Below are 20179 nucleotides of genomic sequence, written 5' to 3'. Positions count from 1 at the left end.
AAATCCGCCGCACTAAAAGAGCGCCACCAAGAATCCACCAGATGCTGATGCCGTAAATGGGGCAGGGGTCGTTGTTGCCCGCAGTTTCGTGCACAGGGCGGGGCAGGCATCCCCGTATCGGTTCGGACAGGCGCAAGACACTGGAGACAACATGAAGAACCCCCTTGCGGGCGCTGCCTTTGCGGCGCTTGCGGCCTGCTGCACCGGCGCTTTCGCACAGAGCAACGTCACGCTCTATGGCCGGCTGAATACATCGATGGAGTATTCCGATGCGTCGACGGCGTCCGACGGCACCAAGCTGGGCGGCACCGGCCGGCTGACCAACAACCGCTCGGTCTTCGGCATGCGCGGCGAGGAATCGCTGTATGGCAGCCTCAAGGCGATCTGGCAGATCGAGAGCAATATCTCATTGGATACGGGCAGCGGGCAACTGGCCAGCCGCAACACCCGCATTGGATTGGCCGGCTCAGCTGGCAGCTTTTTCATGGGCAACTGGACCACGCCCTACCTGGAAGCCACCTCGTCCTACGATCCGTTCTATCCGACCACGGCCGGCTACATGGCGCTGATCGGCAATGGCTCGACCCCGACCTCCGACAATGTCCAGGACACCAGCGCCTTCGATCGCCGCCAGAAGAACAGTGTCCATTACCGCAGCCCGAAGTGGAACGGCTTCAGCGGCGGCGTGACCTGGGGTATCAACGAAGAGCGCATTACGGTGCCGCGCAACCCGAGCCTGTGGTCGTTCGCGGGGGCCTATGACAACGGCCCGCTCAATGTCGTGTTGGCCTATGAGCGCCACAACAACTACCAGACCGCGGGACGCGACGACGAAGGCATGAAGATCGGGCTGTCGTACCAGTTCCCGACCACCAAGGTCTCGGCCATCTATGAGCGGCTGCACTACCGCACCGCCACCGGCGACCTGAAGCGCGATGCCTACTACGCGTCGGTGGTGCAGAAGCTGTGGACAGGCAGCCTGCGCGCCGGCGTCGGCGTGGCCGGCAACGGCCGTGGCAACGCCACCGAGACTGTCGGCTTCTTCCGCAGCGGAGCGGATACCGGCGCGGTCCAGGCCACCCTGGGCTATGAGTACCCGCTGTCCAAGCGCACCTCGGTGTTTGGCTTCTACAGCCGCATCTTCAACAAGAAGAATGCCACCTACGACTTTGCGATCAATGAGCTGGGCATTTCCGCCGGCGCCGATCCGCAGACCGTTGCGCTGGGCATGCGCCACGTCTTCTGAGCACGGCGCACGTCAGGCCATCCCCCACGATTCCAGGAGTACCCCAATGAAATTCCAGAACATCCTGCGCGCGGCGCTTGCCACCGCGCTCTGCCTGCCGCTGCTGCACGGCGCGGCGCAAGCCGAAGCGTATCCCGACAAGCCGATCCGCATGATCGTGCCGTTTGCTGCCGGCAGCGCCACCGACCTGCTCGCACGCATCGTCAGCGCCGAGATCGGCACCAGCTCGAACATGCAGATCGTGGTGGACAACCGCCCCGGCGCGGGTGGGACCATCGGCACCGCGGTGGTGGCCAAGGCGCCCGCGGACGGCTACACGCTGCTGCTGACCTCCGCCGGGCATGCGGTCAATCCCACGCTCTATCCCAAGCTGCCGTACGACACCACCCGCGACCTGAAGGGCATCTCCACGGTGGCAACCATGCCCTACCTGCTGGTGGTCAGCGCCTCCAGCCCCTACCGCACGCTCAAGGACCTGCTCGCGGCTGCGCGCGCCAAGCCGGATTCCGTCACCTACAGCTCGGCGGGCAGCGGCAGCTCTTCGCACCTGAGCGGCGAGCTGTTCAACGTGACCGCAGGCGTGCAGACCCGGCATATCCCGTACAAGGGCGCGCCGGCGGCGATCACCGATGTGATGAGCGGGCGCGTCGACATGTTCTTCGCGCCGTCCATCACCGCGCTGCAGTTCGTCAAGGACGGCAAGCTGCGCATCCTGGGCGTGGCCACGGCGGCGCGGGTGCCGTCGCTGCCGGACGTGCCCACCATCGCCGAAGCGGGCGTGCCGGGCTATGTCTTCGATGCCTGGTTCGGCGTGCTGGCGCCCGCGGGCACGCCCAAGGATGTCGTCGCCCGCCTGAACACGGCGATGCAGCAAGCGCTCAGCGCGCCGGCGACCAAGGAGAAGCTGATTGCGCAAGGCGCCGAGGCCAAGCCCTCGACGCCGGCTGCCTTCGACAAGCTGATCGCCGCCGACATCGCCAAGCTCGAGCCCATCGTCAAGCGCTCGGGCGCACAGCCGGGCCAGTAACGCCGCCACGGCGCCCGGGGGGCCGGGCGCCACCTCTCCTGCACGAAGGGAACATCGATATGCGTTGCATTGCACGGGCCCTGGCGCATGCCATGGCGGTGGGCTGCCTGGTGGCGGCTTCGGGAGCGCAGGCGCAAGCCGGCGCACATGCCGACCGGATCCTGGTCAATGGCACGGTACTCACCATGAACGCCACGGACACAGTGGCGCAGGCCCTTGCCATCCGCGGCGACCGCATTGCCGCGGTGGGGAGCAGCCGGGACATCCGGCGCCTGGCCGGCCCGCGCACGGAGGTGATCGACCTGGGCGGGCGCACGGTCATCCCCGGCCTGATCGACACCCATATCCACGCCATCCGCGGCGGCCAGAGCTATGCCTTCGAGACCTACTGGTACGAAGGCGAGACCACCAGCCTGGCCGCGGGGCTGGAGCAGCTGCGCAAGACCGCGCTGGCGCGCGGCCCCGGCAAATGGGTGGCCGTGACCGGTTCCTGGCACCCCGACCAGTTCACCGAGAAGCGCGCGCCGACCCCTGCCGAGCTGACCGCGCTGCTGCCTGACAATCCGGCCTATGTGCAGTACCTGTACGACTATGCACTGGTCAACGCCAGGGCGATCGACGCACTCAAGCTCGACCAGCCGGATGCGCTGCCGCCGGGCATCCGCGTGGAGCGCGACAGCGAAGGGCGCCCCACCGGCCGGATCTTCGGCGCGATCCGGCCGCTGTCGGCGCTGTTCGGCCGCATCCTGGCGCAGAGCCAGGTCGACGCAAAGGCCAGCCTGCAGTCCTTTTTCAGCCGCCTTAACAGCCTCGGCGTCACCGCGCTGATCGACCCCACCGCGGGACCGGGCCCGGCCTACGATCCGCTGTACGCGTTGTGGCGCGAGGACAGCCTGTCGCTGCGGGTCGGCTACCGCATCCCGACCATGGTCGCTGGCAACGAGGCCGAATGGTTCCGCAATACGCTGGCCTACCTGCCGCCGCGCCTGGGCGACTGCAAGCTGCGCTTCCTCGGCCCGGGCGAGATGCTGGTGTTCGGCATGGACGACGGCGTGAAGATGGGGCCTGGATTCCAGCCGTCGGCGAAGGACCGCGAGGAACTGCTCAAGGTGGCAACGTTCGCCGCCAGCCGCGGCTATCCGGTCGAGATCCACGCCTATACCGACGACGCCGCCAGCGCGATCCTCGATGTCTTCGAGGAAGTGGGCAAGCGCCATGATTTGGGCAGGCTGCGCTGGGCCATGGCCCACCTGAATACCGGCAAGCCGGAGACGTTCCGGCGCATGAAGGCGCTTGGGCTCTCCTACACGGTGCAGATGGGGCCGTACTTCGAGGCCGGCGCCATCGGCCACGCCAACGACCACCATGTGGCCGAGGCCGCGCCGCCCGTGCGCCTGGCGCTGCAGCACGGGCTGAAGGTGGCGGGCGGAACGGATGCGACGCGCATCGGCATCCCCGGCGTCTGGCGCGCGCTGGAGTTCCACGTCGGCGGTTATTCGATCGGCAAGGAAGTCAGGCGCAAGGAGGACTTCCGGCTGTCGCGGCTGGAAGCGCTGCGGCTGTACACCGCCAACGCGGCGTGGATTTCATTCGACGAGGATTCGCGCGGCACGCTGGAGGCCGGCAAGCTGGCCGACCTGGCGGTGCTCGACAAGCCCTACCTGACCGTCCCCATTGAAGACATCCACCGCATCCGTTCGGTGCTGACGATGGTCGACGGCAAGGTGGTCCATGCCGACGGCGGCTTTGCCGCGCGCAAGGCGCGCTAGCCAGCGGCGCCGCAAGCGCAGTGGAGGGAACACGCATGCCGCACCTGATCGTCGAATACACCCGCAACCTTGCACCGGTTGCGCGTATCGATGCCTTGCTGGCCGGACTGAGCGCGGTCCTGATCGCGCAGGACGGCGCGTTTCCGCTGGGCGGCATCCGTGCGCGCGCGCTATGCCTGGAGTCCTACCGCATGGCCGACGGCAGCAGCGACGATGCCTTCGTGCACGTGACGCTGGCGGTCGCGGCGGGGCGCTCGCAGGACGTGCTCGACCGCACCGTCAGCGCCTTGTTCGATACCTTGACCGCGCATTTCGCCGAGCCATACCGGCGCCGCTACCTGGCCTTGTCGCTGGAGCTGCGTGAGTTTGCCGGTGCCTACCGGAGCCTCAACAACATTCACCAGCGCTACAGCACCACGGCTGCATAGGGCGGCGGCCGCGTACCACCACAACGACAAGAAAGACCCACGGAGGAGACAGCAATGAAGATCGGAACCATGGGGGCCGCGCTGCTTGCGCTTGGCCCGACGCTGGCCGCGGCGCAGTCCGTGACGATGTACGGCGTGATCGATACCGGCGTGGAATACGTGAACAAGGTCGGAGCGGGCGGCGACAGCCTGGTGCGCATGCCGACCCTCACCGGCACCGTGCCGTCGCGCTGGGGCCTGCGCGGCACCGAGGACCTGGGCGGCGGGCTCAAGAGCGTGTTCGTGCTGGAGTCCGGCTTCGCCCCCGATACCGGCGGTGCCAACCAGGGCGGACGGCTGTTCGGGCGGCAGGCGCTGGTGGGGCTGAGCGGCAAGTGGGGCCAGCTGTCGCTGGGGCGGCAGTACACCATGCTGTTCTGGGCCAACCTGGACTCGGACATCCTCGGCCCCAACGTGTACGGCGCGGCGTCGCTCGACAGCTACCTGCCGAATACGCGTGCCGACAACGCGCTGGCCTACAAGGGCACCTTCGGCGGCCTGACCGTCGGCGCCACCTACAGCTTCGGGCGCGATGCGGTCAATGCCGGCCCCAGCCCGGCCGGCACCAATTGCGCGGGCGAGAATCCTGCCAGCAAGTCTGCCTGCCGGGAATGGTCGGCACTGATCCAGTATGAGCACAAGGGCTGGGGCGTCACCGCTGCCTATGACTCGCTGCGCGGCGGGCCGGGCGCGTTCGGCGGGCTTGGCAACAAGTCGCTGACCGATGACCGCCTGTCGCTGAGCGGCTATGTAATGCTGTCGCGCGCCAAGCTGGGCGTGGGCGTGATCCGCCGCGACAACGAAGGCAGCGCGACGCCGCGCAGCGAGCTCTGGTATGGCGGCATCGCCTACGACATCACGCCGGCCTTCACGCTGGCCGGGCAGGTCTATTACCTCAAGTTCCATGACAGCGCCAACAAGGCCATGCTGTATGCGCTGCGTGGTGCCTATGCGTTTTCCAAGCGGACTTCGGTCTATGCCACGGCTGGATTCATCGATAACGGTGGGCAGCTTGCCCAGTCAGTCAGTGCCGGGGCGGCGGGGTCCAACCCCAGGCCGGGTGGGTCGCAGTTTGGGACGATGGTGGGGATCAAGCACGTCTTCTAGTGGGCTGACTGGCTTGGCGCCATGCGGTCGGGTGTCGTACCCAGGCAGACAGGTCTGCAGGCGGCAGCGGAATGCGCTGCATGGTGGCTAGGAATTGTCTAAATTTGCCGGTCTTCCGATAGAGATTGCCATCACTAGTACTTGAAAAGCATTTCTTGCGGATAACATCGCCTGCGCTCCGCAGAAGGCGCTTCGCGTGCAACACGGGTGTCTTGCGGCAAGCCGGACCGTTACGAGATCACCGAGGACGCCGGAAGGTTCGACATGACCGGCAAAGAGACGGTCAATTCGGACAAGCGGCACGGCAACGTCCCCGATGGGCTGCCCGATATCGGCTTGCTGATGAGCGCGCCACTGCCGCCTGCCGCCGAGCAGTGGAAGGCCAGGCGCGGCAAGCACGAGGCCACCGCCGCGCAGAAGGCGCGCTGGCGCGGCTGGAGCGAAGTCATGTTCGAGACCTACGGCGAGGTGATCAAGCTCATGGAGGCTCACCTGAACGACATGCTGGTGGCCGGGGAACTCTCGCCGACCTGGAAGGAGGGCAAGAAGGTGGAAGTGCTGGGCGTCACCCCCGCCTATTGGGGCGGCGCCGGCGATGCGCTGACCGAGGCCGATGTCCTGCGCGTGGCGAACTGCTGGTATCCAGTCTACGCGATGGGCTACAACTGGCTGGAAAGCAATGGCACGTCCGCAAAGAAGCTGGCCAGGCGCATCGACGAAATCATCGGGATGTACACGGCCAACGGGCGGCAGTGCAAAAAGGTGATCGTGGTCACGCACTCGATGGGTGGCCTGGTGGCTCGCGCACTGCTGCATCCGGACTACGGCAACGCGCAGGACAGGATTCTCGGCGTCTACCATAGCGTCCAGCCTGCGCTCGGGGCCGGGGCCGCCTACAAGCGCGTGCGTACAGGGTCCGACGTGCAGGACAATCTGGTTGGGAACATTGCCCGCAATGTGATGGGCAGAACGGGCAAGGAAGTGACGGCGGTATTTGCCAATGCCTCGGGGCCGCTGGAGCTGCTGCCGACCGCCTCCTATCCGCGAGGATGGTTGCGTCTGCAGACCGGCGACTACCGGCAGGCCATGGCGCTGCCGATTACCTCGGATGCACCGTTGAAGGCGTATCTGAGCGATCTGGACTTGCATCAGAAGCTGGGCGTGGACAAGCCTGCGCCGCCGATGGCGGTGGGCGACCCGGTCTACGATATCTACACGCGCAATCCGAAGTGCTGGTGGCGGCTGCTGAATCCGGATTGGATCAATCCGGCGGGCAAGAAGTATGAAGGTTTAGACCCATACAAGTTTTCACTGGAAAGGATTGCGGATGCTCAGAAATTCCACAAGAACATCAAGGACCTGTATCACCCCACGACCTATGCGAGCTACGGCGAAGACAGTTCGCAGAAATCCTATGGCAGCGTAACCTGGCGGGTGGACATCACCGATCTGGCACCGCATGGCGACCCGCTTACGTGGACGTTCGAAAGCGAGGATGCCGAGGGCCGCATCGTGGTGCGTACCAGAAGCAACCAGCCGCTCACCTTACGGCTGGAGCCGCCGGTAGACGCAGGTGACCAGACGGTGCCTGCCAAGGCGTCCGCCGAAGCCGTGCGCGGTGCGCTATTCCGGCAAACTGGCTACGAGCATCAGGGCAGCTATCAGAATGACCAGGTGCTGGCGAGCGCGCTGTATTCGATCATCAAGATTGCCAACACTGCGACATGGTGGGGCCAATGACCCGCCGCGGCTTCACCAAGGTCTTGGCTGGCCTGCTGCTCGCGGGCTGCCAATCGTTTGCGTATCCGGAGAACAAGATGTCGGAACCCGTTGCGCTGTCGCCGCGCCTGCAGACCCTTTTCGCCAAGACCAAGCAGGTGTGCTTTGGCCGCTATGTGATGGAAGTCCCGGTCGAAGCCGAGTTGCTGTGGGGCTTCCAGGAGTTTCCGGGAAAAATCGTGACAAATGTCGGCGCGGCTGGCCTGCTGAAGCAGGTGGCGGAAGCCTATCGCGCTAAAGTGCTTTCGGCAGATAAGACAGCCGAGGTTACCTATTTTGGGGCGGGATCATCAAGTAAGGCCATCGAGGTCAGGTATTTCCCCAGCGATAGTGCAAAGAGCTATGGCAATGAGCGAAAACATACGTTTGTTGTATCTGGGCAGAATCTATTTGAATGGTTCTATGGTGGCGAGGAACTTGCCCCCCTGGTGCGTGGCATCCGAGCACGCGACAACGCAGACATTCCCACGGCCCCCGGCGTCTGCATCGACCACGGCTTCGTCGCGGACGCGTCCGGCAGCTATCAGGAAATCTTTGGCGCTGGCATTCGGCTGCCCAGCCTGCCCGATGTCAGCTTTTCGGTGGACTCCAACAAGCTGGCCAGCGTGGACGGCGAACCTGGTCTGCTGACTTCGATTGCCGAGCAAAGGAAGTACCTGGGTAGCCGCTACCCGAAATTGACGACCCTGCGCGAGGGCAAGCGCACGGTCGGCGTCTGGCAAGGGGAAGAATCGCTGGTCCGCCATGCGGATGGCACGCATGACTTCGAGTGGGAAGCTGTTGGCAGGGAGCGAACGACGCTGCATCCGGCAGTGATCGGCGCCAAGATGTACACCAAGGTGGCGGCCAATCGCATCGGCGCTGCGGATCAGGCCTCGCTGACGGACGAGGAAGCCGTGGCCCTCTGGGACAGGCTGCTGGATGGTGTGCGCTTCCGCGTGAACGCACCGCCGACGCAGAGCGGCGATCCGGTCACGGTGCGCTCAGGCGAAACCACACCTCTGTCCGGCATCTGGCGCGCCTCGCTTCCGCCCGGACACCCTCAGGCGGATTGGGTGGCCAGCAAGTCCGGCATCCTGCGGCAAAAAGGGATGCCGATGATCCGCTTCGGGCTTTTGCCGTCCGACGAAGCGCTGGTTGTCTGGACGTGGATGGGCGAGGCCAGCACATAAGCCCCCGCCGCATCATCACGGTTGGCGATATGACCGACCACAATGGCGTGGTGGCCACGGGTTCCCCAAAAACAAGCGCCGTAGCGCGTCTGCATGACGAGGTGGATTGCCCACAGCCGCGCCCGCCAAGCGCCTCCACTAACTATCCAAGGTCTCCCCCAACAGCCGACTATTAGGCCAGTTCCCATCAACCGCCAATTCCCTGGCAACATCCCTGAGCGTTTCCATCACAGCCAGCGTCGCCCGCGACGGCGGCCGCGCGGCCGCATTGCCGATCATCCGATGCAACTCCAGCCCACGAATCGGCAAGGCCTGCAGACGCTGCGCCTGCAGCTCGTCGCGTATCGCTGCGGCAAAGTGCACGGTCCAGCCGAACCCGCGCACCACCAGGCGCCGGGCCACCTCGATCGATTCGACCTCCATCGTGACTTGCAGCTCCACCCCCTGGCGCGCCGCCAGCGCTTCCAGCGCCAGGCGTACGCCTGACTTGGACACTCCGGTCAGGATCAGAGGCAGGCCCTGCAGCTGTTCAATGTCCACAGGCCCATCCCCCAGCGACGCATCGCCCCAGGGGCCGATCGCGCACAGGCTTTCGGCAACCAGCGGCACCACCGAGACCCCGGGGCTCGACACCGGCCCGCTCAGCAGCCCGACGTCGAGCGTGCCTTGCAGCAACGCATCCTGTAGTGCGGGCGCAAAGTTCTCGACCAGCCGCAGCCGGATTTCCGGATAGCGCTGGCGCAGCGCCTCGGCCAGCGGGATGAACAGCAGCGGCGCCAGTGCCGGGGTCAGTCCCAGCGCCACCAGCCCGCGCGGCGAGGCCGCCAGGTCGGCGATGTCGACCTTGACCTGGTCGGCATAGCGCAGCAGGAAGGACGCGCGGTCCAGCAACACCAGGCCTTCCGGCGTGGGCGTGGCGCCGCGCACATGGCGTTCCAGCAGCCGCACGCCCAGCTCTTCCTCGAGCAGCCGGATCTGCCGGCTCAGCGCGGGCTGTGCGATATGCAGCGCAGCCGAGGCGCGGCCGAAGTGCTGCAGCGTGGCCAGCACCTTGAAATAGCGAAGCTGTCGGAGATCCATGGTCATGCCTCAGGGTATTCGCCGTATCGTGCAATCGATTGCACGGTGGAGCACAAAAAATGCGGAGTCATATGGCGCCGCCTTACAGGGGCCGGGTTGATGCCCGCACCACCAGCTCGGGGGTCAGCAGGGTCCGTGCCGTGGTGGCGATGCTGCCGTCGAGCGCGCCCAGCATCAGCGCCGCCGCGCGCGTGCCCATCTCGTAGAACGGCACGCGGATGGTGGTCAGTGCCGGCGACACCGCGTGCATCAGCAGCATGTCGTTGTGGCCGACCACGGACAGGTCCGACGGGCAGCTGCCGCCCGCCGCGCGCACGGCCGCATAGCAGCCGAGCGCAAGGAAATCATTGGCGGCCACGACCGCGGTGATGCGCTGCCGCCGCGACAGCAGCTGCGCGCACGCGGCCTGGCCGGCGTCTTCCGTATAAGCCGGCGCACGCTCCACCGGGCATTGGGACGCGGGCAGGCCCAGGTCCGCCACTGCCAGCAGGAAGCCCGCCTCGCGTTCATGCCCGGTCGACAGGCTGGATGGCCCGGCAACATGCCCGATGCGGCGGTGGCCCAGCGCATGCAGGTGGCCGACGGCCAGCGCCATCGCCTGGCGGTTGTCGCCGACCACGCTCGACACGCGCCCCGCATCGTCGCTGCGGTTGACCATCACAATGGGCACGCCCTGCGCCAGGCAATGCGCCACCACGGGGTCATTGCGCTCGGCGGTGGCCAGGATCAGGCCGTCCACCTGGCGCGCCAGCAGCTGGTCGACGATAAAGGTCTGGCGCGCCTTGTCGCCGCCGGCATTGGCCACGATCGGAATATAGCGATGCCGGGACAGGGCGTTCTCGATGCCCAGCACGATCGGCGGGAACACCGGGCTGCCGATGTCAGGCACCACCACGCCGATGGTGCCTGAGCGCCGCGTGCGCAGTGCCGCCGCGATGCGGTTGGGCGAGTAGTGCAGGTCCTGTGCCGCCTTGAGCACGCGCGCCACCAGTTCGTCGCCGATGCGGTGGCGGGTCTCGGGGTTGAGCACGCGCGACACGGTCGAAGGATGGACGTCCAATGCCTCGGCGATCTGCTTGATGGTGGGTTTGCTCATCGCTGTCGTGCCATGTGCGGCAGGCTGCTCGCCATACCTTCTGGTTATCGGGATGCCGCCAAAAAGTGGATTGGACGCCGGGCCGCGGCCGTTTCTAGAATCGGCCTCGATGCCGGCCAGCTTCGCGTTTGTCGTGCAATCGATTGCATTGTAATCTGCTGACAAGGCGGTGCCAAGTCGCAGATCGACCCGGACCAGAAGGACATCAAGGACAAGGAGAGGCACATGAAAGGAGCGGTTTCGCTCGCCGGCAGGGCGCCGGTGTACCAGGAGTTTGACGATCCCACCCCCGCCGGCGGGCAGGTGGTGGTCGACGTAGGCGCCGCGGCGCTGTCGCGGCTGGACATGGCCATTGCCGAGGGCCGGCACTACATCAAGCCGGCGGCGGGCAGCTTTGTCGTCGGGCGCGAGGGCGTGGGGCGGCTTGCGGATGGACAACGGGTCTACTTCAACGTCAACGCACCGGTCGCGCCGTTCGGCTCGATGGCGCAGCGCGCGCTGGTGGATCCGGCGCTGACCTTCCCGGTGCCGGACGGCATCGATGACGAGCGCGCCGCCGCGCTCGGCAACGCCGGCCTGGCGGCATGGCTGCCGCTGTCGTGGCGGGCGCGCATGCAGCCGGGCGAGACCGTGCTCGTGCTCGGCGCGACCGGTATCTCGGGATTGCTGGCGGTGGCCGCGGCAAAGCTGCTGGGTGCCGGCCGCGTGATCGCGGCAGGGCGTAATGTGCAGGCGCTGCAGCGCGCACGCCGGCTTGGCGCGGATGCGGTGGTGCCGCTCGACCAGCCCGGCGACCTGCTGGATGCCTACCGCAACGCGGCCGACGGCAACGTCGACATCGTGCTGGATTACCTGTGCGGCGCGCCGGCAGAGGCCGCGTTGCTGGCGCTTGGCCACGGCGGGCGGCTGGTCCATATCGGCACCACGGTGGCGCCCACCATTGCCTTTGCCGGCGCCGCGGCGCGCAAGGCGTGCTTCGACATCATGGGCTTTGCCTACTACCACGCGCCCGTCGAGGTCCAGGCGCAGGCCTATGCCGAGCTATGCCGGCATACCGCGGCAGGGCGCATGGAAATCGATATCGTCACCGCGCCGCTGGAGGATGTCGGGCAAGTGTGGGCCGCGCAGGCCAGGGGCGCGCGCCAGCGTTTCGTGCTGGTGCCCTGAGTCGGCAGGGGTTCTTGCCAGACGGCATCGAACGATGCCGTTTGGTCATGACGCCGGAAGAACAAGCCGGGTCGGACCGCCGCGTCCGCGCATGGCGCCGGACTGGCGACCGCCAGCACTGCCACGATTGCGTGGACATCCAATGCTGGCGGTCGCGTGACCTGAATGAACTACGGAGCGAGCACGTCAGGGTCCGCGGCCTTGGAGCCAAGTCGCAGGGCGCCGGGCGGGCAGGTTCAACATCTCCGTGAGTCGAAAGCAGTTCAGGGCAAGGGCGGCTTGGGCAGGCGTGTCTCCCCCGGTTCGAGTTTCAGTTCGACATCGAGACGGAAGCCGCCGCCATCGACCGGCTCAAAATCGCGCAGCAGCGAGCCGACGGCGCCAAACGCCGCGTCGCTGAAGGCAAAGGGATCCAGGGCATCGAAGATCTGCGTGGTCAGCACCTTGTGCCCTGGCGCGATGGCGATGAAGTGAAGATGTGCCGGGCGCATGTGGTCACGGTTCTGCAGGGCCAGGAGGTCGCCGCAGGGGCCGTCGATCGGGACGCCATAGCCTGAGGGCCGCACGCTCTCGAACCAGAAGCGCCCGTCGGCATCGGTCTCGAACGCGGCACGCAGGTTCATGTCCTCCTGGTGTTCGTCCTGGTTCTCGTACAGGCCGCTTGGCGCCGCCTGCCATGTCTCGACGCGCGCGCCGGCGATCGGCGTGCCGTCGATCGACACGACGCGTCCCTGGACGAACAGCGGATCGCCCGTGGTGTCCGGGGTTGCGATGTGCGCGCCGTTGGCGCGAACCGGCTGGTTCGCGCGCCAGAACGGGCCGATCAGCGCGGGTTCGGTGCCGCCCGCTGCAAGCACGGCCTTGGCATCCATCAGAAGCACCAGTGTGGCAAGTCCGAGAATATCCGCCAGCAAGATGCCCTCGTGCTTTTTCGGTCCGGTGGCCTGGCCGATGCGGACCATGAAGTCCAGGCCATGGTGGAGTTCCTCATAGGTCAGTTGGACCTCTGACGCGAAGGCGTGCGCATGCCGGATAAGCGCATCAAGAATGATCCTGGCGCGCGGGTCGTGTGTCCCGGAATTCGCTTTGAGCACGGCGTTCAGCAGTGCCTCGGGGGTGGCTGGAATCGATTGCGCGTTTGATGCGGATGGCGCGAGCGCGCTTTCTGCGGAGGCAGATGTCATGATGGTCGGCTCCTGATGATTGAAAGAGTGGTTGTTGCCTGGCGAGGAGACGGACATTGGCGCCCGGTCTCAGTCGCTCTGGATACGCGCCTTGGTCGCGACGTCGGCCCAGCGCGGGACATCTTCCGCGACCCGGGCAGCGAGTTCTGTGGGCTGGCACGCCACGGCCTCGAAGCCGAGATCGCGCGCCTGTTGCCGCACTTCGCTGCTCGGCAGGATGCGACGGATCTCGGCGTACAGGTGGCGGCTCGGGTGCGCCTGCCGGAGCAAACAGCGCCTGTATGGTCTCGGAACGATAGCCCGGAAAGCCGGACTCGGCCAAGGTCGGAATCTGCGGCAGCCCAGGCCAGCGCCGAAGGCTACCGGGCGCAAGCACCCTGAGCGACCCGGCGGCCGTCTTCAGTCTGCGGCGCGGTGTTCCGCCTTGTCCGCTTCCGTTTCCGTGATGTAGCCGTCCTTGCCATAGACGAGACCGGTGGCCTCGGCTGCCTTCACTACGTCCGGGTGCCAGGCGATGCGGCCGCACTCCTCGTCGGTGCCGCCGACCACCGAGTACACGACCAGGGCGTGGTCGTTAGGGTTGCGGAACCCTCTCATCACGCCGATCGGGCAGGAGATCACATCCCACTGGTTCAGCATCAGCGAGTACTGGCCCTTCTCGCCCCAGATGACTTCCATCTGGCCATTCAACGGGCAGAACACTTCCTCGGTCTTGTGCGCGTGCAGGCTGGCGCCTTGCCCGACCGGGATTTCGATGAAGGTCACGCCGAAGCGGTGGTTACCCGGAATCGCCGGCTCGACGCCTTTGTTCTCGAGCACGCCGCGGTTCATGATCTTGTAGATGTTCTTCTTCATGCCGGGCAGGCGGCTTTCGATGAAGGTCTCACCGTAAGGTTTGACCTTGCCCCAGCGCGCGATGCGGGTGGCTTCCATTTCCTGAGGAGTGGGATCCATGCTGATTCCTTGGTGCAATGAAGTTGGGAGAACGGAAGGGCGATTGCCTTCTGTCCGTGCAACTTTAAGAAGCGCTCAGTGATTAATCCATTACCATTTTTCTCGCGACTCGATAACATTTCGGTATCGAGAACTTGCGAGGCTTCGATACTTTGTCGTGAGGGTATCCTGCCGGCCGATGGAATCTTCTCCCTTCAGGGAGTGGCCTGCTGCTTCAGCTTTCCGCGTTGCCGCGCGCCAGCCGCGCGGCGGCGCGCAGGCTGCGCACGATGCGGTCGAAGGTGGCGGCTCGCGCCTCGTCGGTGCGCTGGCGCAAAGCGAACGACGGGTGGTAGGTGGCGATGACAAGCCGCCCCTCGTGCTCGACTGGCGTCTCCATCATTCCAGCCAGCGACACGCTCTTGCGGCCCAGCACCGCACGAGCCGCGGTGGCGCCAAGCGCGACCACGACCCTGGGCCCGACTTTCTCCAGTTCGCGCTCCAGCCACAGATTGCAGGCCTCGATCTCCTGCTGCGCCGGTGACTTGTGCAGCCGGCGCTTGCCGCGCCATTCGAACTTGAAGTGCTTGACCGCATTGGTCATGAAGAGCTTGTCGCGGTCCAGCCCCGCGCTGGCCAGTGCTTCGTCCAGCAGGTGCCCGGCCGGGCCGACGAAGGGAAAGCCCTGCAGGTCTTCCTGCGCCCCCGGCTGCTCGCCGACCAGCATGATGCGCGCATGGGTGGCGCCGGCGCCGGGCACGCCCTGGGTGGCATTGCGCCACAACGGGCAACGCCGGCATTGGTTCAGCTCATCGCGGCTGACGGGCAGCTTCCTGTGCTCGGGCATGGCGGCACGGCGCGCTGTGCTGCTGTCGCTCTCATCCGGTGGCAGCTTCGGTCGCCGATTCTTCAGCGTCGGCCATGACCGCGGATGCCGCATGGGGCTGTGCGCCTGGCTCGGCGGCGCGGATGCGCAGCACGGTCTGGCGTGAAGTGCTGAAGCGCCGCGCGGTCTCGCTCACCGAATTGCCAGCGGCCAGCGCGTTCAGGATCGCATGGCGCTGTTCAGGCGTGTGCTTGGGCGGACGGCCCACCTGACGTCCCATGGCCTTGGCCGCGGCCAGGCTCTCGCGCACGCGCACGCTGCGGGCGGCGCCTTCCAGCGCGGCGACCGCACGCAGCACCTCGACCGCCTCCGGCGGCGTGGCCCTGGCCAGGTCGTCACGGGACAGCTGCACGCAATACAACGCCACCCCCAGCAGGCGGAAGCGCCGGATGGTGGCCAGCACCTCGGGCACGCTCCAGCCCAGGCTGCACAGCCGCAGCGACACGACCGAGTCGGCCGGCTGCACCTGGTGCTGCAGCGCGCGCAGGCGCGGGCGCTGCAGCGCGGGCACTGACGCGGGCTCTTCTTCCCAGAAGGCATGGCGCGCATCTACGCCATAGCCGGCCTCGCGCGCGGCTTGCAATTCGTCCATCATGGCCGGCTGGCCATCGGCACAATTGGAGTAGAGGAATGAGGTCGGCATGGCGGTGATGAACGGCGCGGACGCGCCGTCCGGTATCGGTTGCGTTTCGGACAGGGATACTCCTGTTTCGGCTTACTGCGCCACGCCGCAAATTTCATGCCGCGCTTGCCACGCACAGAGCAAAGGTGAGGGGGCTCCCAAGGCACGGTATGCAGGCAATGAAGCCGCGGCAAGCCTGGTCCGATCGACGCGGCGCTGCGGGCACAATTACAAGGCTTCGCGCAGGAATTGCAACGACAGGCAGGTGCGCTGCCTGCGCTGGGGCGGGCACGGAATCTGCGTTCTCCCCAGCGCAAAGCCGGAGCGCCGGCAAATCCCACCAGGAGAAAACCGTGGACAAGTCGAAGATTCCCGCAGATCAGGCCCAGGCCCTCGGCGCATTGATGGACGACCATCGCGCTGTCAAGAAGCAGTTCAAGGCGTTCAAGGACACTGAAGATCGCGACGAGAAGCAGGCGATCGCGCTGGAGGTGTGCAACCAGCTCACGGTGCACGCCACCATCGAGGAGGAGATCTTCTATCCGGCGCTGCGCGGCGTCAGCGACGAGATCGACGACCTGCTGGACGAGGCCGAGGTCGAGCATCAGGTGGCGAAGGACCTGATCGCTGCGATCGAGGAGGATCCGGCCGGCGACAAGCTCGAGGCCAACTACGCGGTGCTGTCAGAATACGTCGCCCACCATATCGAGGAAGAGGAGGGCGAGCTGTTCAAGAACGCGATCAAGGAAAAGTTCAACCTGCGCGACGTGGCACAGGCCATGGCGGCGCGCAAGGAAGAACTGATGCGCGAGACCGCTTGACGCGCCTGCGCCCGGGCCAGGCCGGGCGCGGCTCTTCAGCGGATTTGAAGGAGTCGCACAATGCGGCGCGTCCCGCGCCCGCGGGCGGGGCGTTACCATCATGCGGTCGTCACCCGCCGTACCGCAACTGCCCCATGACCTTTGTCGTGACGGATGCCTGCATCCAGTGCCGCCATACCGATTGCGTCGAAGTCTGCCCGATGTCGTGCTTCCACGAAGGGCCCAACTTCCTCGCCATCGACCCCGACCAGTGCATCGATTGCTCGATGTGCGTGCCGCTGTGCCCGGTCGACGCGATCTACTCGGAGCATGACCTGCCCGAGGACCAGCGCCATTTCATTGCCCTCAATGCCGAACTGTCGCGGCGCGCTGACTGGCTGCCGTTGCTCAAGGCCAAGGGGCCGATCCCCGGCCATGAGCAATGGGCCGGCCATCCTGACCGCCTCTCGTTGCTGGAGCGCTAGCGCGCCTCAGCGAAATCCGGGAACGCTTCTTCCAGCGTCAGCACGGTGCCGGTGAGCGTGCCGTCGTAGCCGGGCAGTGCATTGACGCGCTGGCGGAAGGCTTCGCTGGTAAGCGCGTCCACCGCGCCGGCCAGTGCCGCGCTGCGCAGCTTGGCGCGCTCGATCGCAAAGAAGTAGCGCTCCTTGATCACCGGCACGAACGCCAGCCCGAAGCGCCGCGCCGCGGTTTCCACGCCAAAGCCCACGTCGGCCATGCCGCTGCCGATATACGCGGCCACCGCGGCGTGGGTGAATTCACCGTTGCTGTAGCCCTCGATGCGGGCCGTGTCGATGCCGCGCGCGGCCAGCATCAGGTCCAGCAGCAGGCGCGTGCCCGAGCCCACCTGGCGGTTGACGAAGCGCACCTCGCGCCGGGTCAGGTCTTCCAGCGTGTGGATGCCAAGCGGGTTGTCCGGCCGCACGAACAGTCCCTGGCTGCGCACCGCCAGGTGCACCAGGCAGTGGGTGTCCGGTTTGAGCCAGGTGGTGAAATGCCGCCACATGCCGTGCTCGAACTCGCCCACCGGCACATGGAAGCCGGCGATATCGCAGGCGCCTTCGGCCAGTGCCGCCACGGCCTCGACGCTGCCGCAGTACTTCAGGTCGTGCCGCACCTGCTGCTCGTCGAGGAAGTCGCGCAGCGCCGCCACTGCGAAGCCGTGGCTGGCATGCAGCCGCGCCGTGGCTTCGGGCTGGTCCATCAGCTTCTTCAACTCGATCTCCAGCTCGGACGCCAGGCTGTCGAGCGTCGGCGACAGCCGCGCGCCGATCCGCTTGCTGGCCCACACCAACTGCTGCGCCAGCGGCGTCAGCGCGCTGCCGCGCCCGCGGGTCTTGTCGATCAGCGGGCCGCCGAACAGCGCCTCGGCATCGCGCAGGATGCCCCAGGCGTAGCGGTAGGACAGCGATACCGCCTGCGCCGAGTGGCTGATGCTGCCGGATTCCTCGATGTGCCCGAGCAGGGCCACTAGCCGGGACACGTCGAGGGCGTCGCCACCGGGGCTGGCGTCGTCCCGGATCTGCAGGTGCGGGTGGATCGAGATGCGGATCATATGTAGAAAATAGCTTATTGAAGGGCCGCTGTCACTCTCATATAGTCCTTCAAACGGGAAAAAACGGCGACGCCACAGCCCGTAAATAGGAAAAAAATAGCATATAAGAGGCCGCGCTGCCGATCTGCGCAACGCCTCACAGGAGACGCTATGCCAGAAATTTCCCCCCACGCACCGGCATCCGCCGACGCCACGCGCATCGCCGCCATCGTGGCGGCACGCCAGGACATGCCGGGCGCCTTGTTGCCGATCCTGCATGAGATCCAGGACACACAGGGTTATATCCCCGACGCCGCCGTGCCCGTGATTGCCCGCGCGCTGAACCTGTCGCGCGCCGAGGTGCACGGCGTGATCACCTTCTACCACCACTTCCGCCAGCAGCCGGCCGGGCGCCATGTGGTGCAGGTCTGCCGCGCCGAAGCGTGCCAGTCGGTCGGCGCCGAAGCGCTGGTCGCGCATGCGCAGCGCGCACTTGGCTGTGGCTTCCATGAAACCACCGCGGACGGGCAGGTGACGCTGGAGCCGGTTTATTGCCTGGGCCAGTGCGCCTGCGGCCCGGCGGTGATGGTCGGCGAGCAACTGCACGGCTATGTCGATGCCAAACGCTTCGACGCGCTGGTGCGCTCGCTGCGCGAGTCGTCCGCGGAAAAGACCACGGAAGCCGCGGAGGCACAGGCATGATCACGATCACCACCATCTTCGTGCCGCGCGATTCCACCGCGCTGGCGCTGGGCGCCGACGACGTGGCCCGCGCCATCGCGCGTGAGGCCGCGGCGCGCAACGAGCACGTGCGCATTGTGCGCAATGGCTCGCGCGGCATGTTCTGGCTGGAGCCGCTGGTCGAGGTGCAGACCGGAGCCGGCCGCGTGGCCTATGGCCCGGTCAGCGCCGCAGACGTGCCGGAACTATTCGACGCCGGCTTGCTGCAAGGCGGCGAGCACGCGCTGTTGCAGGGCGTCACCGACGAAATCCCCTTCCTGAAGCAGCAGGAGCGCCTGACCTTCGCCCGCGTCGGCATCACCGATCCGCTGTCGCTGGACGACTACCGCGCGCATGAGGGCTTTGCCGGCCTGGAGCGCGCGCTGGCGATGCAGCCCGCCGAGATCGTGCAGGAGGTCACCGACTCCGGCCTGCGCGGCCGCGGCGGCGCGGCGTTCCCGACCGGCATCAAGTGGAAGACCGTGCTGGGCGCGCAGTCCGCGGTCAAGTACATCGTCTGCAATGCTGACGAAGGCGACTCGGGCACGTTCTCCGACCGCATGGTGATGGAAGACGACCCGTTCATGCTGATCGAAGGCATGACCATCGCCGCGCTGGCGGTGGGTGCGGAGCAGGGCTACATCTACTGCCGTTCCGAATATCCGCACGCGATTGCCGTGCTGGAAAGCGCGATCGGCATCGCCAACGCCGCCGGCTGGCTCGGCGACGATATCCGCGGCAGCGGCAAGCGCTTTCACCTGGAAGTGCGCAAGGGCGCCGGCGCCTATGTCTGCGGCGAGGAAACCGCGCTGCTGGAAAGCCTGGAAGGACGGCGCGGCGTGGTGCGCGCCAAGCCGCCGCTGCCGGCGCTGCAGGGGCTGTTCGGCAAGCCCACGGTGATCAACAACGTGATCTCGCTGGCCACCGTGCCGGTGATCCTGGCGCGCGGCGCGCAGTACTACCGCGACTACGGCATGGGCCGCTCGCGCGGCACGCTGCCGTTCCAGCTGGCCGGCAACATCAAGCAGGGCGGACTGGTGGAGAAGGCGTTCGGCGTCACGCTGCGCGAGCTGCTGGTCGACTACGGCGGCGGCACGCGCAGCGGCCGCGCCATCCGCGCGGTGCAGGTGGGCGGGCCGCTGGGCGCGTACCTGCCCGAGTCGCGCTTCGACGTGCCGCTGGACTATGAAGCCTATGCCGCGTTCGGCGGCGTGGTCGGCCACGGCGGCATCGTGGTGTTCGATGAAACCGTCGACATGGCAAAGCAGGCCCGCTACGCGATGGAGTTCTGCGCGATCGAATCGTGCGGCAAGTGCACCCCGTGCCGGATCGGCTCGACCCGCGGCGTCGAAGTGATGGACCGCATCATCGCCGGCGAGCAGCCGGTCAAGCACGTAGCGCTGGTGCGCGACCTGTGCGACACCATGCTCAACGGCTCGCTGTGCGCGATGGGCGGCATGACCCCGTACCCGGTGCTGTCCGCGCTGAATGAATTCCCCGAGGACTTCGGCCTCGCCTCCAACCCAGCCAAGGCCGCCTGAGCCAGGTCCAGCAGAGACACGGGAGACA

General features: G+C 66.5%; 20 protein-coding genes. 12 read left to right on the top strand and 8 right to left on the bottom strand.

Annotated features, from left to right (window positions below; genetic code table 11):
• The first annotated feature begins 151 nt into the window (after nucleotides 1-151).
• The 7 genes from AC3WLE_RS27530 (at nucleotide 152) to AC3WLE_RS27500 (ending at nucleotide 8567) form a co-directional block, all read left to right on the top strand.
• Entirely contained in the window at nucleotides 152-1246 is a 1095-nt protein-coding gene (locus tag AC3WLE_RS27530; protein ID WP_492317601.1) for a porin, read from the top strand.
• A gap of 46 nt (nucleotides 1247-1292) precedes the next feature.
• Complete coding sequence (locus AC3WLE_RS27525) at nucleotides 1293-2273, top strand: tripartite tricarboxylate transporter substrate binding protein (protein ID WP_492317600.1); 981 nt, start codon at nucleotides 1293-1295, stop codon at nucleotides 2271-2273.
• A gap of 59 nt (nucleotides 2274-2332) precedes the next feature.
• On the top strand, nucleotides 2333-4042 hold the full coding sequence (locus AC3WLE_RS27520) for an amidohydrolase (protein WP_492356833.1): 1710 nt from the start codon (nucleotides 2333-2335) through the stop codon (nucleotides 4040-4042).
• A 35-nt stretch (nucleotides 4043-4077) separates the two neighbouring features.
• A complete protein-coding gene (locus tag AC3WLE_RS27515; protein ID WP_492317598.1) occupies nucleotides 4078-4470 on the top strand; it encodes a 5-carboxymethyl-2-hydroxymuconate Delta-isomerase in 393 nt (130 codons plus the stop codon).
• A 54-nt stretch (nucleotides 4471-4524) separates the two neighbouring features.
• A complete protein-coding gene (locus AC3WLE_RS27510; protein WP_492352238.1) occupies nucleotides 4525-5616 on the top strand; it encodes a porin in 1092 nt (363 codons plus the stop codon).
• A gap of 264 nt (nucleotides 5617-5880) precedes the next feature.
• Entirely contained in the window at nucleotides 5881-7356 is a 1476-nt protein-coding gene (locus AC3WLE_RS27505; protein WP_492356832.1) for a lipase family alpha/beta hydrolase, read from the top strand.
• A complete protein-coding gene (locus AC3WLE_RS27500; protein WP_492356831.1) occupies nucleotides 7353-8567 on the top strand; it encodes a T6SS immunity protein Tli4 family protein in 1215 nt (404 codons plus the stop codon). The genes AC3WLE_RS27505 and AC3WLE_RS27500 overlap by 4 nt, the downstream gene beginning before the upstream one ends.
• Nucleotides 8568-8705: 138 nt before the next feature.
• Here AC3WLE_RS27500 and AC3WLE_RS27495 read toward each other — a convergent pair whose 3' ends face one another.
• On the bottom strand, nucleotides 8706-9647 hold the full coding sequence (locus tag AC3WLE_RS27495; RefSeq protein ID WP_492317594.1) for a LysR family transcriptional regulator: 942 nt from the start codon (nucleotides 9645-9647) through the stop codon (nucleotides 8706-8708).
• An 82-nt stretch (nucleotides 9648-9729) separates the two neighbouring features.
• Entirely contained in the window at nucleotides 9730-10743 is a 1014-nt protein-coding gene (locus AC3WLE_RS27490) for a LacI family DNA-binding transcriptional regulator (RefSeq protein ID WP_492356830.1), read from the bottom strand.
• A 225-nt stretch (nucleotides 10744-10968) separates the two neighbouring features.
• Here AC3WLE_RS27490 and AC3WLE_RS27485 point away from each other — a divergent pair, with 225 nt between their 5' ends.
• Nucleotides 10969-11910 (top strand): zinc-binding dehydrogenase, encoded by a 942-nt coding sequence (locus tag AC3WLE_RS27485; RefSeq protein ID WP_035822039.1) that lies wholly within the window; start codon nucleotides 10969-10971, stop codon nucleotides 11908-11910.
• 263 nt (nucleotides 11911-12173) lie between these two features.
• Here the strand turns inward: AC3WLE_RS27485 and AC3WLE_RS27480 are convergent, their stop codons facing one another.
• From AC3WLE_RS27480 to AC3WLE_RS27460, 5 genes are all read right to left on the bottom strand, one after another.
• On the bottom strand, nucleotides 12174-13094 hold the full coding sequence (locus tag AC3WLE_RS27480; RefSeq protein WP_492352242.1) for a dioxygenase family protein: 921 nt from the start codon (nucleotides 13092-13094) through the stop codon (nucleotides 12174-12176).
• A gap of 69 nt (nucleotides 13095-13163) precedes the next feature.
• Nucleotides 13164-13364: a hypothetical protein gene (locus AC3WLE_RS27475; RefSeq protein ID WP_492317591.1), complete on the bottom strand. Its 201-nt coding sequence runs from the start codon at nucleotides 13362-13364 to the stop codon at nucleotides 13164-13166.
• 129 nt (nucleotides 13365-13493) lie between these two features.
• Nucleotides 13494-14048 (bottom strand): cupin domain-containing protein, encoded by a 555-nt coding sequence (locus AC3WLE_RS27470; RefSeq protein WP_011614618.1) that lies wholly within the window; start codon nucleotides 14046-14048, stop codon nucleotides 13494-13496.
• 214 nt (nucleotides 14049-14262) lie between these two features.
• Complete coding sequence (locus tag AC3WLE_RS27465; RefSeq protein WP_492356829.1) at nucleotides 14263-14874, bottom strand: UdgX family uracil-DNA binding protein; 612 nt, start codon at nucleotides 14872-14874, stop codon at nucleotides 14263-14265.
• Nucleotides 14875-14905: 31 nt separating this feature from the next.
• Nucleotides 14906-15556, bottom strand: a complete 651-nt coding sequence (locus AC3WLE_RS27460; protein WP_492356828.1) for a recombinase family protein — start codon at nucleotides 15554-15556, stop codon at nucleotides 14906-14908.
• A 332-nt stretch (nucleotides 15557-15888) separates the two neighbouring features.
• Here AC3WLE_RS27460 and AC3WLE_RS27455 point away from each other — a divergent pair, with 332 nt between their 5' ends.
• Nucleotides 15889-16356: a hemerythrin domain-containing protein gene (locus tag AC3WLE_RS27455; protein WP_492356827.1), complete on the top strand. Its 468-nt coding sequence runs from the start codon at nucleotides 15889-15891 to the stop codon at nucleotides 16354-16356.
• A gap of 134 nt (nucleotides 16357-16490) precedes the next feature.
• Nucleotides 16491-16820 (top strand): ferredoxin FdxA, encoded by a 330-nt coding sequence (fdxA, locus tag AC3WLE_RS27450; protein WP_492352246.1) that lies wholly within the window; start codon nucleotides 16491-16493, stop codon nucleotides 16818-16820.
• On the opposite strand, the gene AC3WLE_RS27445 is transcribed toward fdxA, so the two are convergent.
• The gene (locus AC3WLE_RS27445) at nucleotides 16817-17911 is read right to left on the bottom strand and encodes a substrate-binding domain-containing protein (protein ID WP_492352247.1); all 1095 of its coding nucleotides are present in this window, start codon (nucleotides 17909-17911) and stop codon (nucleotides 16817-16819) included. The two genes, fdxA and AC3WLE_RS27445, sit on opposite strands and share 4 nt — an antisense overlap.
• Before the next feature lie 150 nt (nucleotides 17912-18061).
• Between AC3WLE_RS27445 and AC3WLE_RS27440 the strand changes: the two genes are divergently transcribed.
• Complete coding sequence (locus AC3WLE_RS27440) at nucleotides 18062-18592, top strand: formate dehydrogenase subunit gamma (RefSeq protein WP_492317585.1); 531 nt, start codon at nucleotides 18062-18064, stop codon at nucleotides 18590-18592.
• The gene (locus AC3WLE_RS27435) at nucleotides 18589-20151 is read left to right on the top strand and encodes a formate dehydrogenase beta subunit (protein ID WP_492356826.1); all 1563 of its coding nucleotides are present in this window, start codon (nucleotides 18589-18591) and stop codon (nucleotides 20149-20151) included. Before AC3WLE_RS27440 ends, AC3WLE_RS27435 begins: the two co-directional genes overlap by 4 nt.
• Nucleotides 20152-20179 lie beyond the last annotated feature (28 nt).

It is taken from the genome of Cupriavidus sp. FW306-1B-F12B (genome assembly GCF_058781795.1).
This window is presented reverse-complemented; position numbering and strand designations above follow the sequence as displayed.